This window comes from Bacillus sp. PS196 (genome assembly GCF_037963555.1).
GTDB lineage: Bacteria > Bacillota > Bacilli > Bacillales > Bacillaceae > Bacillus > Bacillus subtilis.
The window spans coordinates 1,925,496-1,938,959 of record NZ_CP150159.1 but is presented as its reverse complement, the minus strand read 5'-3'; the positions used below and the strand labels follow the sequence as shown (position 1 = coordinate 1,938,959).

General features: G+C 36.6%; 13 protein-coding genes and 1 pseudogene. 2 read left to right on the top strand and 12 right to left on the bottom strand.

Annotation, left to right across the window (positions count from 1 at the left end; genetic code table 11):
* Positions 1–74 precede the first annotated feature (74 nt).
* Entirely contained in the window at positions 75–710 is a 636-nt protein-coding gene (gene yncB / locus NST79_RS09910) for an endonuclease YncB (protein ID WP_015252020.1), read from the top strand.
* 213 nt (positions 711–923) lie between these two features.
* On the opposite strand, the pseudogene NST79_RS09905 reads toward yncB, so the two are convergent.
* The 3 genes and pseudogenes from NST79_RS09905 to xylA form a co-directional block, all read right to left on the bottom strand.
* A pseudogene (locus NST79_RS09905) lies at positions 924–1,089 on the bottom strand (glycoside hydrolase family 11 protein); the annotation flags it as partial.
* 101 nt (positions 1,090–1,190) lie between these two features.
* The gene (gene xylB, locus NST79_RS09900; RefSeq protein WP_212059515.1) at positions 1,191–2,690 is read right to left on the bottom strand and encodes a xylulokinase; all 1,500 of its coding nucleotides are present in this window, start codon (positions 2,688–2,690) and stop codon (positions 1,191–1,193) included.
* A gap of 150 nt (positions 2,691–2,840) precedes the next feature.
* Positions 2,841–4,178, bottom strand: coding sequence for a xylose isomerase (gene xylA, locus NST79_RS09895; RefSeq protein WP_029317841.1), 1,338 nt, complete (start codon positions 4,176–4,178; stop codon positions 2,841–2,843).
* Between the two features lie 248 nt (positions 4,179–4,426).
* Between xylA and NST79_RS09890 the strand changes: the two genes are divergently transcribed.
* Complete coding sequence (locus NST79_RS09890) at positions 4,427–5,581, top strand: ROK family protein (protein ID WP_212059726.1); 1,155 nt, start codon at positions 4,427–4,429, stop codon at positions 5,579–5,581.
* 137 nt (positions 5,582–5,718) lie between these two features.
* On the opposite strand, the gene xynB is transcribed toward NST79_RS09890, so the two are convergent.
* The 9 genes from xynB to NST79_RS09845 all read right to left on the bottom strand — a co-directional run bounded on the left by xynB (position 5,719) and on the right by NST79_RS09845 (position 13,424).
* Positions 5,719–7,320, bottom strand: coding sequence for a xylan 1,4-beta-xylosidase (gene xynB / locus NST79_RS09885; protein WP_167559660.1), 1,602 nt, complete (start codon positions 7,318–7,320; stop codon positions 5,719–5,721).
* A 29-nt stretch (positions 7,321–7,349) separates the two neighbouring features.
* Positions 7,350–8,741 (bottom strand): MFS transporter, encoded by a 1,392-nt coding sequence (locus NST79_RS09880; RefSeq protein ID WP_032725796.1) that lies wholly within the window; start codon positions 8,739–8,741, stop codon positions 7,350–7,352.
* An 863-nt stretch (positions 8,742–9,604) separates the two neighbouring features.
* Entirely contained in the window at positions 9,605–10,075 is a 471-nt protein-coding gene (locus NST79_RS09875) for a hypothetical protein (RefSeq protein WP_042975853.1), read from the bottom strand.
* A gap of 139 nt (positions 10,076–10,214) precedes the next feature.
* Positions 10,215–10,379 carry a hypothetical protein gene (locus NST79_RS09870; RefSeq protein WP_003231681.1) on the bottom strand — a complete coding sequence of 55 codons (165 nt, stop codon included), beginning with the start codon at positions 10,377–10,379 and terminating at the stop codon, positions 10,215–10,217.
* A 268-nt stretch (positions 10,380–10,647) separates the two neighbouring features.
* Positions 10,648–11,286, bottom strand: coding sequence for a DUF3885 domain-containing protein (locus tag NST79_RS09865; protein WP_212059271.1), 639 nt, complete (start codon positions 11,284–11,286; stop codon positions 10,648–10,650).
* Positions 11,283–11,513 carry a helix-turn-helix transcriptional regulator gene (locus NST79_RS09860; RefSeq protein ID WP_015252029.1) on the bottom strand — a complete coding sequence of 77 codons (231 nt, stop codon included), beginning with the start codon at positions 11,511–11,513 and terminating at the stop codon, positions 11,283–11,285. The genes NST79_RS09865 and NST79_RS09860 overlap by 4 nt, the downstream gene beginning before the upstream one ends.
* A 75-nt stretch (positions 11,514–11,588) precedes the next feature.
* Positions 11,589–11,753, bottom strand: coding sequence for a hypothetical protein (locus tag NST79_RS09855; RefSeq protein ID WP_212060440.1), 165 nt, complete (start codon positions 11,751–11,753; stop codon positions 11,589–11,591).
* 299 nt (positions 11,754–12,052) lie between these two features.
* Positions 12,053–12,433, bottom strand: coding sequence for a UPF0715 family protein (locus NST79_RS09850; protein WP_212060438.1), 381 nt, complete (start codon positions 12,431–12,433; stop codon positions 12,053–12,055).
* Positions 12,434–12,521: 88 nt separating this feature from the next.
* Positions 12,522–13,424, bottom strand: a complete 903-nt coding sequence (locus NST79_RS09845) for a CPBP family intramembrane glutamic endopeptidase (protein ID WP_212060436.1) — start codon at positions 13,422–13,424, stop codon at positions 12,522–12,524.
* Between the last annotated feature and the right edge of the window lie 40 nt (positions 13,425–13,464).

Sequence of the window (13,464 nt, the reverse complement as noted above, 5' to 3'; positions counted from 1 at the left end):
CACAAAAAATGTCCATATCGTTATAATGATGATGTTTAAACGCAAAAAGAGAAAATGATAAAGAGGGAATCAATATGAAGAAGATTTTGATCAGTATGATCGCAATCGTTTTAAGTATTACTTTGGCAGCTTGCGGATCAAATCACGCAGCCAAAAACCATTCAGATTCTAATGGGACGGAGCAAGTCTCTCAAGATACTCAATCTAATAAATATAATCAGACAGAACAAAAGGCCGGCACGCCTCATTCAAAAAATCAGAAGAAATTGGTCGATGTTACATTAGATAGAGCAATAGATGGAGATACGATTAAGGTTATTTACAACGGAAAGGAAGACACAGTGCGCTACTTGCTCGTTGATACACCTGAGACGAAGAAACCAAATTCTTGTGTTCAACCATACGGTGAGGATGCGTCGAAACGAAATAAAGAATTGGTCAACAGCGGTAAGCTACAGCTGGAATTTGATAAAGGCGATCGCAGAGATAAGTATGGAAGACTGTTAGCATACGTTTATGTTGACGGCAAATCTGTTCAAGAGACATTATTGAAAGAGGGATTGGCCAGAGTAGCATATGTATATGAGCCTAACACAAAATACATAGACCAATTCAGACTAGATGAGCAAGAAGCAAAATCAGATAAACTGTCAATTTGGAGTAAGAGCGGTTATGTGACGAACAGAGGATTTAATGGCTGTGTGAAATAGAAAAACACTGTTTGTTAAAAAAAGCAGCAAACCTAGCAGAATGCAGTTTCCAAAGAATTAGAAAGAGATGATGGAGAGTCTAGTTCCATTCTGCTTATCAAGCTAAAATCATGCAACTAGCCTGTAAAATTTCCGCTGTATAGTAACAATAAAAAACACCCCTTCACGTCAATGTGAGGGGGTTATTTGTGTGTAAACATCCTTCCTATTTCATCATAAATCAAGAGATCCCTCTACCGTCGTTAGCGCGGTTTCATACATCTTACCCATTGGCATTCCTAAGCTTTCTCACTTCTTGAAGTGTTCGCTGACAGAATACGGTTCCGCTCGTTCGTTTTGTCTGCTGGACACTCCAATACTGTTTAAAGGTTGCGATACCTTATTCTCACCATCTTTTCAAAAGAAGGCAGCCATGTCATCAAAGGCCTTTGATGATTAATCGTTAATTGTTCTTTCGTTGATCTCCAGACAATAACATCATTAGTTTTTTCGAAAGCTCTTCAAAGCTTGATTGAGATCCTTTGTGTGAGTATAAATGTTCTTATACAAATCAAATAGTGTTTTATATTTTTGAACATTTTGTGCCTTTGGATAAAATGCAGCAGCCTCACGAATGAACTGCTCTGCACATTCTTCAAGGGATTCAAACCATCCGCTTCCAAAGGCAGCCAGCATTGCAGCCCCCATAGCTGGCCCTTGTTCATTTTCTAACTTAATTACCCTCGTATTGAAAATATCAGCTTGCATTTGCAGCCACGTATCATTTTTAGCTCCCCCACCAATAGAAACAACAGTATGAACTGATTTTCCCGCTTTACGGAATAGCTCAATTGATTCATGTAAAGAGAATGTGATACCTTCCATTATTGCCCTCAAAAAATGCTTTCTATTATGGGCTCCATCCATTCCGATCAAGCTTCCCCGAATAGAAGAATCAGCATGCGGCGTTCTTTCACCAACCAAATAAGGAGTGTATAGCAGTCCATTGGCTCCTATCGGAATAGCTTCCACCCCCTGCAATAATTGCTCAAACGATTCGTTTGGTGCAAACGTTCTTTTAAACCAGTCCAAGCTGTATCCTGCAGCGAGCGTGACGCCCATCGTATAAAAAGAATCCTTTTTTCCATGATTAAAAAAGTGGACTTTCCCTTTAAAGTCTCTTTCTTTTTCTTCTTCGTAGGAAAGTATGACCCCTGACGTCCCAATACTGCATAATGTTTTTCCGGAAGAAAGGATACCTGCTCCAATAGCGCCGCAAGCATTATCTGCTCCCCCAGCGTACACTTTTGTTTTTTCTAATAGCCCGGTCTTGGCGGCAACGTGCGGAAGCAGCGACCCTACACAATCATGAGATTCAACAAGCGGAGGACAAATATCTGCAGAAATACCAATTTGATTGCAAATATCATTGCTCCACTCCTTGCGAGTAATATGTAAAAGTAAAGTTCCTGCTGCATCGGAGTATTCGGTGTGAATGGCACCGGTCATCCGGAATCGCACGTAGTCTTTCGGAAGCAAAAACACAGCAGTTTTTTTAAAAAGTTCAGGTTCATGTTCCTTTACCCATAACATTTTAGGTAATGTAAACCCTTCTAAAACACGGTTTTTTGTGATGTCAAGAAGATGATCGCCAAATTTCTCGGTCATCCTTATACATTGAGGCGTTGTTCTGGTATCATTCCAAAGAATTGCATTACGTAACACCTGACGATCTTGGTCAAGCAGTACTAATCCATGCATTTGTCCCGAATAGCTTATCCCGTCAATATCCTTGGCTTGAACATTGGATATAGAAACCAATTCAGCCAATGCTTCAATTGTTTGCTGCACCCAGTCTTCAGGATTTTGCTCACTATATCCCGCCCTCTCTTGGATGAGCGGGTACCTTTTGGACGTTTCTGCACAAACCTTGCCGTTTTGATTAACTAAAATGGTTTTAACAGCACTCGTTCCAAGATCTATTCCAATGACATACTTCATTTTTTCACTCCTTGCCCTTTTAAAAAACCATTCACTCTAAATAAATCCTAATTATAAAAGTTACCCGTCATAACAACAAGCAATAGGAAAGGAATCATGACGGGTAATTCAGTGACTTGGTATTGATAGCAGGATCTGGAGCTTATCCTGTTATACTTCTAAAATGTATTGGTTCAATATCGCTTTTAATTTTTCCTGTCTTCCAGATTCGTTTTTAATTGATTTATGATTTAGCGCATATTGCTCAAGTGTGTGGAAATTAGCTCTTCCTTCTATAATTTCAAGACCAATCCCTTCAGTAAAGCTGCGGTAACGATGTTGAATCACATCTTCAAACACACGATCTTCGATTAATTTGTGGGCAACTTTCAATCCTCTTGCAAATGCATCCATCCCTGCAATATGGGCATATATTAGATCATCAGGCTCAAAAGAAGATCTTCTGACCTTCGCGTCAAAGTTTAATCCGCCGCTTCCTAAGCCGCCATTTTGCAGGATTTCGTACATTGCTAATGTCGTAGAATATAAATCCGTCGGAAATTCATCCGTGTCCCAGCCTAAAAGAGGATGACCCTGGTTTGCGTCAACAGAGCCAAGCAGACCATGTACTCTTGCCATACGTAATTCATGTTCGAATGTATGCCCAGCTAATGTGGCATGATTGGCTTCAAGATTTAATTTAAAATGATTGTCTAAGCCATATTGCTTCAAAAAGGCAATGGTTGTTGCTGCATCTGTATCGTATTGATGGGTGGTCGGCTCTTTTGGTTTTGGCTCAATCAAAAACTGCCCTGTGTACCCGATTTCCTTCGCATAATCCACTGCCATATTCATAAATCTAGCCAAATTATCAAGCTCAAATTTTAAATCGGTATTTAACAATGTTTCATATCCTTCACGGCCGCCCCAAAATACATAGTTCTCAGCGCCAAGCTCTTTTGCTGTTTCTAACCCTTTTTTCACTTGTGCTGCAGCATACGCAAACACATCTGCATTGCAAGAAGTCGCGGCACCATGGACGAAACGGGGATTCGTAAACATGTTTGCGGTATTCCATAATAGCTTAACGCCGCTATTTCTCATGTAATCCTTAATCATGCCCACGATCATATCTAAATTTTGGTTTGTCTCTTTTAGCGTACTGCCTTCTGGTGCAATATCCCGGTCATGAAAAGCAAAGAATGGTGCATCTAGTTTTTCAAACATCTCAAATGCTGCTTCTACTCTCATCTTCGCTAGATCCATGCCTTTATAGTGATCCCATGGTCTTTGCATCGTAGCTGCTCCAAAAACGTCTGTACCATCAGCAGTAAATGTATGCCAATAGGCAATAGAAAATCGCAAATGCTCTTTCATCGTTTTTCCGCCGATTACTTCTTGAGGATTATAATATTTAAATGCTAAAGGATTAGTCGAATCTTTCCCTTCGTAAACCACTTTGTTTGCGCTTCCAAAAAAGTTGGTTGAACTGGAATGAGATTGAGCCATGTGATTTCCCCCTTAAAAATAAATTCAAAACATGATCATTCAAATACAAATGCATTTTATTTCATATTGTAAGTTACCTATTAGTTTGTTGTTTAAACAAACTAACTTATTTTCATCTTATATAACCTCATCAGTATTTTCAATATTTTTTTTAGTTTTTTATGAACACATTAGATATAATAAAGGGAAGATTCGCTATGTACTATGTTCATACTTAATTTAAAGATTAAACAAATGGAGTGGATGAAGTGGATATCGCTGATCAAACCTTTGTCAAAAAAGTAAATCAAAAGTTATTATTAAAAGAAATTCTTAAAAATTCACCTATTTCAAGAGCAAAATTATCTGAAATGACTGGATTAAATAAATCAACTGTTTCATCACAGGTAAGCACGTTAATGAAAGAAAATCTGGTATTTGAAATAGGTCAAGGACAATCAAGTGGCGGAAGAAGACCTGTCATGCTTGTTTTTAATAAAAAGGCAGGATACTCCGTAGGAATAGATGTTGGTGTGGATTATATCAATGGCATTTTAACAGACCTAGAAGGGACGATCGTTCTTGATCAATACTGCCATTTGGAATCCAATTCTCCAGAAATAACGAAAGACATTTTGATTGATATGATTCATCACTTTATTACGCATATGCCCCAATCTCCGTACGGGCTTATTGGTATAGGTATTTGCGTGCCTGGACTCATTGATAAAGATCAAAAAATTGTTTTCACTCCGAACTCCAACTGGAGAGATATTGACTTAAAATCTTCGATACAAGAGAAGTACAATGTGCCTGTTTTTATTGAAAATGAGGCAAATGCTGGCGCATATGGAGAAAAAGTATTTGGAGCTGCAAAAAATCACGATAACATTATTTACGTAAGTATCAGCACAGGAATAGGGATCGGTGTTATTATCAACAATCATTTATATAGAGGAGTAAGCGGCTTCTCTGGAGAAATGGGACATATGACAATAGACTTTAATGGTCCTAAATGCAGTTGCGGAAACCGAGGATGCTGGGAATTGTATGCTTCAGAGAAGGCTTTATTAAAATCTCTTCAGACCAAAGAGAAAAAACTGTCCTATCAAGATATCATAAACCTCTCCCATCTGAATGATATCGGAACCTTAAATGCATTACAAAATTTTGGATTCTATTTAGGAATAGGCCTTACCAATATTCTAAATACTTTCAACCCACAAGCCGTAATTTTAAGAAATAGCATAATTGAATCGCATCCTATGGTTTTAAATTCAATGAGAAGTGAAGTATCATCAAGGGTTTATTCCCAATTAGGCAATAGCTATGAATTATTGCCATCTTCCTTAGGACAGAATGCACCGGCATTAGGAATGTCCTCCATTGTGATTGATCATTTTCTGGACATGATTACAATGTAATTTTTTAAGGAATGGACAGCTCATCTTTAAAGATGAGTTTTTTTATTCTAGGAGTATTTCTGAAGCAATAGTGACATAGGCACCTTCTCATATGAAAAAGGAGTTCTAAAATAGAAATCTCCTTTTTCATGTGCAAATTATTTTTCTTTATAACGAAAATATCTAAAGTCGGCCGGAATATGATTACCACTGGTATCTTGGCATTGCATCCCTACAAAGGCCCCTGTGAAGAATCCTCCCCCACGGATGTAATCATCTGATAATTTTTTCGATTCCAGTGCTATGTCAATTTTGTGCCAATCTTCTTTGTTAAAAGAATAGAAATAATAATATTTGTCTTTTTCAATATTTACTCTTAAATATACATACTTTACTTCACGAGGAATAACAATTTTATTATTTAATGGCTGTGAAAAAGAAAAGTTGTCACATATTGTTAATTCAAGAATGCGGCCAAGTTCTTCATCATGCGTGACTTGAAGAGCCGTCCAGTTCTCTGTATTGTAGTAATTCACCAATCCAGCGGCTTGTTGAAAATTTTCCGGATAAAACTCAACAGCAGTTTCGGCTTCAAAATGGAGACTTTGCCAGCGTCTGGCTACAAATGCCTGAGTAAATGTCGAGGTCAATGATTCATGACCGAATAATCGTAAATGATTTGGCGCTTGAGTCAATGAACCTAATTCATTCGTGAATGGAATCCTTAAAGTTTGAAAATTTATATTTAATGTTGAATCCTCAAATTCATCAACTTCCGGGTACGTTGCTTCAAATATTGTTTCGGGTATAGTAGGTGCATCTACCTCCAAGCTTCCTTCTTTTCCACCTACTACATAGGGCCATTCATCTTTCCAGTAAAGTTTTTGAATAGCTGTTTCTCTGCCCAAAGGACAGTATCCTCTCTGCTGAAAAATTGAATCATCGTCAGGATGAATAGGACGTCCCGTTAAATGAGCTAAATACCACTCATCTGTATGTGTTTGAACAATGGATGCATGACCACATTTTTGCAATGGATTTCCTGGGTCATGCCATGACGTTAAGATTGGATTATCGGGATGAACTTCATATGGCCCCTCAATATTTGCAGAACGGGCAATTGTAGCAGCATGTTCGTACCGTGTTCCTCCTTCTGCAGTTAATAAATAATAATAGTTCCCGATATGATAAAGGTGCGGAGCTTCTGTCAGTTTTCTATCAGTTCCTTCAAATATAATTTTTGGTTTACCGATTAATTTTTGCTCTTTATCAGAATATTCCTGTATAACAATTCCTCCAAATGAGTGCCGATCAATACGGTGATCCCATAACATATTTAATAAATACTTTTTTCCATCCCTATCATGGAACAAAGAAGCATCAAATCCCGAGCTATTTAATGTAATCGGCTCACTCCAATCACCATTAATCGTTTCACAAGTAACTAAATAATTGTGACAATCTTTCCATGCGCCATCTACTACCTTAACATCCGTATAGATCAGCCAAAACTTCCCATCACTATAGCTTAAACATGGTGCCCAAACCCCACCTGAATTTGGATTTCCTTTCATGTCTAATTGTGAAACTCTCTGTAATGGATGTGCAACTAAGTGCCAATTTACTAAATCTTTTGAGTGGTGTATCTGGACTCCCGGAAACCACTCAAATGTAGATACAGCGATATAATAATCCTCTCCTGCCCTACAAATACTTGGATCGGGATTGAATCCTTTAAGTACTGGATTGGTAATTTTCATTTGGGACTCCTCCTCAGTTTATTTTCTTTTTAAGCTTTGAAATCATCAATATGATCTAAATAAACTTTGTCTCTATTCTCTAATTCTCGAACCATGTTTTTATATTTTTTCTCATCTAAGTTATAGAAATTAATATCAATTAAAGCTAGAACCAGCAAGAACACGGGAATAATGGTTGTTGTAATTAAAATCCCCATTAATGCCGTCGGGGTTTGTGCCTGATTTGCTACATATCCAAACTTATCAAGAACCAGACCCGGAACAACTCCTCCTAAGGCCATACCAAACTTAAAGAAAAATCCGATTATAGCGTAAATGAGCCCACCCATTCTTTTCCCAGTCCTGTACTCTCCATATTCAATTGTTTCAGGAATAAGCGCCCACATATATCCCCCGGCAGTGAGACTTCCAGCAGCAGCGATTAATCGACAGACAAGTATGAGGTAAACATTACTTGGCGGAACAAACAGTAAAGCTAAGAGGCCGATAATATTCAGTAATAATGCATAGTTTAGTAATTTCTTTTTCCCCAAAAATTGATGAAGCCTTGGAATAAACGGTAAAATGACCAAAGCGGGCAAACTTCCTATCAAACCGTACCACTTCACCAAATCCTCTCTTTCTAAGTTATACGTTACGTAGTAAATGCCAACCGAATTACTGATGGAATTCACTCCAAAAATAATAATAAAGAAAATACTTAATACAACAAGTGGACGATTAACACGAAACTGCTCAAATATATCCGTAAATTTAATTTTTTCTTCGGATTTTTGAAGAGTGACCCGCTCTTTTGTGCTTTTAAAACAAAAGATTAAAAGGCACCCGCCTATCATTCCCAAAATACCCATGGTTAGTTGCCAGCCAAGAGACTCGTTGCCGGAAGTATCGCTTAAATAAGCAGCCAGTAAGGGAACAAAAAATGCAACGACAAGTCCCCCAAGATTCGCAAATAACATGCGAACAGAAGTTATACTAACCACTTCTTGATTATTTCTAGTCATTGCAGAAGTTAACGCGCCATATGGAACGTTTATCGTTGTGTATGTAAGCGACAAGCCAACATAGGTTATATAGGCATATATTAATTTCCCCATATCCGAAAAGTCTGGTGTTGTAAAACAGAGTATTGCCAGTATGACAAATGGAAAAGCTCCGAATAAAAGATACGGTCTAAAGCGTCCAAATCTGCTGTTCGTTCTGTCAACTATTGTTCCGATAAAAGGATCAGCGAGAGCGTCGATTATTCTAACCACTAAAAACATAGTACCGGCTGCTGCTGCCGATAAACCAAAAACATCTGTATAGAAGAACAAAAGATACGTAGACACTGTTGCATAAATTAAATTACAAGCAAAATCTCCAGACGCATATCCAACTTTTTCAACCATGCTAATCTTCTTTACATTTTCACTGAGCATGATTTCTCCCCTTTTCGATCCTTTAATATGGAACAGTGTGAAACGGTATAACAATTTCTCGAATTTACGGTCAGTAAACTTTTATAAAAGCGCTTTCAAAACAGTGCAAAAAAATATGGTGATCAGCAAGCAGAAAATTCATCTTTTTTCGTCATACCTTATATACCTGGAAAAGGATAAAAGCCTCATTCTTTCGTTTCTTATATTGTTTAGCTCCATTAAATCGATCCTCTTATCCCCCTTCCATCCATATTCAGTAAGACCTTATCTTGTGGATAATAAAAGTTCATCTTATTAGTTTGTTGATCGAACAAACTAACTTGACTTAATATTATAAAATCCTTTCAACTTTTTCAACATCTTTTTCAGAAAGTTTAAACAGAATGAATTAAATATTGATTTTTGACTGTTTCGTTATATTCAGTGTCTCAAATATTTGCGAATGTCATGTATCAGTTAACGACGATTAGTCCAAAACAGATTCTTGTGTAAACACATGACAAAGATGATCTATGCGAAATAAGAATTGGTTAGTGGTAAGTTGCATTTAAGAGTTTGATAAAGGTGATCACAGGCTGTATGGAGACTGTTAGCCTAGATTTATGCTGATGGCAAACCCGGTCATGAATTGAAAGAACAGGAATGGCAGAATAGTTTATGTTATAAGTCCTACCCTACATACATATATCAATACAGGAAAGATAAATAAGAAGCAAAAATTGAGACGCTTTCAACCGGAGTAGAAATGGCTATTTGACTGTCTGAGGATTAATGGCTGTGTTAAACACTATGATTTATCCTTTCAAACTTATTTTAATCTTAAAAATTTTAATTGAGACTGGAAACAAAAGAGAATACAAAAATTAATTCCGTATTAATTTATTCAATATGTTAATTTTACTTTGGTCTTTATGATTCTTCTTCCTTCTTCTATAACCATCTAATAAAGACTTTTTATAAACCTTGAGGTAATCATCAATCGTTAGCAAATGATATTTCGCTCCGCCATCTTCAAAAACCTCTAGGTTATTATAGTCTACATCTGCAAATGGTTTTAAATCCTCAATGTAAGCAATGCCTATTTTTGTATTAGTTTTCTTAAATTCATGCTCATGTAAATCAACCATTTTGTATCCATGCAGTTCCATCACTTTTTTTAGTTTTTCCCACTTTTCCTCTAAAAAAATTAAAGGAATAAGGATATCAATATCTTCTGGGGAAAAGTCTAACCCAGTTACCTTTTCAAGACCTAAAGATCCATATAATAATGGAATTATGTCTAACTCTTTATTAAACGTTTTAGCTATATTGATAAATTCATTATACAATTTCATTTTACATCCCCATTATTTGGTGATTAATTATTACGATTCAACTAGCTCTTGAATTTTCATAAGTCCTTCAATACTTTCATGTGGTATATATCTCAAAGGGTTATTTTTTCAAACATCCTGAAAGTCATCTGTACAATATCTAAAAAGCCTTGAAAACCGAATTAAAGAAAAACATCAAAATGATAATGGCTAGCACAACAACAATTTCAAAAGTATGTGAACTGCCATCTTCTTTTTCTCGTTCTTTCTTCTCCCTCATTTGCTCCCTATACTTTCTTTGTATTTCATCCTTTTTTTTATCCATCTTACTCGACCCCTTTCATCATAAAGTAAAGTCAAGCAATTCTGAAATTTCCCATCCCTTTCTGTTGACACTTAATTTAATCCAATCCTCATCATCAGCATATGGTTTTTTGAAATGGACAACTAATTGAATCATTCATTTCTCAGCCCGACCTTTAGAATCCTTCCCTAATTACGTAAAACCATTTTAGCTGTTGTCCCATGGCTTGTCGAACTGAACTAGAGCCATATAAAACTTAGATTTTTTCAGTTTCTATTAAAAAAGAGTATTACATGTACTTATACTCTTCTACCCAGTCGTGATATTTTTCATAAAGTGGACGTATTCGTTTGAAATCAAGAGCTATGACTTCACATCCACGATCATCATAGATAAAGAAAATAATGTCTTTTGTAATGTTCACAAAGAAAACATCAGGGTAATCAATAGAGTAACCTCCGAATTTCGGTTTTAATGGAAAATCCTCGTTACTGGCTGCTTTAAGTAATTCAGTTACACGTAAGTCTCGAGGTTTGCATAACAAGGAAAATTGTTGCATCTCGTATTCTTCAGCTTTATTGATTTCGAAAGGGTAGGGATATGTCTTCACCAGAATTTGATTCAAATGATTTTTACACTTTAGAAACGGTTGATAGACCTTTAATTTTCTTATACATTTCTCTTTCTTGTGCTTATACATATTCGTTACGAGGAATATGTCATCATTTTGTTCAAATAATTCATTAAAAAGGATTGTTATTTGCTCATATACAACTTGGAACCTCTTAAGATTCAATTCTTCATTTTCTTTGAGTTGATAGATATTTTTCCCAAGACAAAAATGGATTCCTATGCCCCATTGATTATAGATGCTAGGAATGAATTCGAGGTTTTGAAACCTTTCCTCCATATACTCCATTATCTTCATTTAGACATTCTCACTTTAGGAATATGATCTTTTTGGAATATCAACAACTCATGCAGTTCGATGTTTTGATAGGGACAGACTTTATCAAACAGCTCTCTCGGATACCGCTCCATTTCGTCATTATATAGCTTTCTGACAGTTGGATACTCATGATCAATATCTCTGGAAAGTTTCCGGATACTGATCTTTCTTTGGTCTATAATCGTTTTTAACTTTGATTTAATCATATTCTCACCTTTTAGTTATTTTTGATCAATTAAAATGATCATTAAGTTTATAATGGATCCTTGACCTCGCTGAATTTAATAATCCCGCTCTTCATGTTCAAATCCATAAATACCTTTTATCCACACATCGCCGCAGCCTGAACTTTTTGTTATTTCCAACTGATCACCTTCTACTCGATCTGCTGCACTGTAGTCCAAATAACTTCCTGGAATTCTTTCTCGCTCCTTGATAATATCCATCAGTTAGAGCTATTCTGCTAAGTTTCATATTAGAGTACAGTCTTTATTATTGTGTATTGTGAATTTAACCAAGTGAGGTCAAAATTCCGGTCGATTAAAACAAAGTCTACATTTGTTTAATCCACCGTTAGCTTTGCTTCAGCATTCGGAAGAGTAAAACTTGAGACTAAGCCTAAGCAAACCAAAGTTAAACGATTAACCCTTTTCATCCCTCTCTCCCTTCACCCTGTTGTGTAATAATTTGGTAAATGAAAGGGATTTTTGACCGTGCATAAGGAAAAAGATTGTGATGATTTAAGCTACGCTGCTACCCTCCCAATGTTTTGCAGAAAAACCGAGTCCCAGATCCAAAATATTACAGAAAGTGAGACACTAAACAAGTATATTTCATATCCCATCAGAAAGTTTAAGGTGTTTTTTGGATCAGTAATGAAAGCGAAGAATAACCATACTAAGAAGGAAAAGAATATGTATATGAGTAAATATTTCGCGTTAAACCTTTTTGGATTGCGATTTAAGAAATATTGAACAGGTGCAGCAAAGATTAAATAAAAGATAAAGAGAAGAACACTTATTAGGAAGTATGGTATGTAGCCGTCATAACCAATGCCAAAAACATAAACAACAGCAGCTGATAACGCGGACAAGACATGAACAAATATGATCCTTAAAACTTGCATGTTCATAACCTCTTTCTTAATGAATGCTTCTTCAACATTGTCTAGATCCTCCTTAAAATCACTTTAAAACTACTGTTCTACTCAGAAATTAAACATCTTGGTCGCATTTCTCATTCTTCCGCCATTGAATAGTATTTCGGCGAGTTATTGCAACAGGTATTAATAATAGAGTACCGACAATAAGCAACATAAAAAAGATCACAAACAGCGCACCTGTTCCCGGAACAATTTCTTCATAGGTAATAAAGCGCTCCTTCCCCTGCAGGACGAAGAACCGAGAATTTTCGAGAAAGGATAGATGAAAAGCGATAGACGTCCATAAGCTTCCTGTTACAATACGCAGGAGTTGAAGAATGAATCCAAAACCCAACAATAAAACAATGTAATCTAATGTGATAGCAGATGATTCAATTCCAACTATATATTGCAAGCCACTTACAGTTATTGGTGCAAGCACAAACAGGATCGGCTGTAGGAGTAAGGCCATAAAACAGTTCCAACGCTTATTTAGAGCATAGTACACCGTCCCCCGAAAAGTTAATTCCTCTGGAAAAGCTTCATAAAAGAAAGCGATAATCATATTTAAGAGCAATGCTGTCACTAAATGGACAGAGAAGTGAAATTGTGTAACTTTGATCCAGCCTAATAAATGGGCGATAGCGAAACCAGACCCGGATAGTACAATCACATATATTGCTCCTATTATGGCTTTCGGAATGGCTTGCCGCCACCCAGACAGTCCTATAAAATAAAAGGGTCTACTAGACATCCGTTTAAGAAGAATGTAGAGCAACGGGACAGTTATTAATGTGACTAAACCTGCTTGGATGCCTTGCTTCAAAAGCTTGGAAGCTCCTGCTTGGCTAGCCATTGAACCGACTAAAGTAGCAAAAAACAAAGCAAATACGAATGTTCCCCAACTGAGCAAGACAGTTCCTAACCATTTATGATGATTGTCTTGTTTTCCGCTTTTGGTGAGATGAATTTGCATTTTGATACCCCTCTCACATCATTCATATTAAGCATTATAA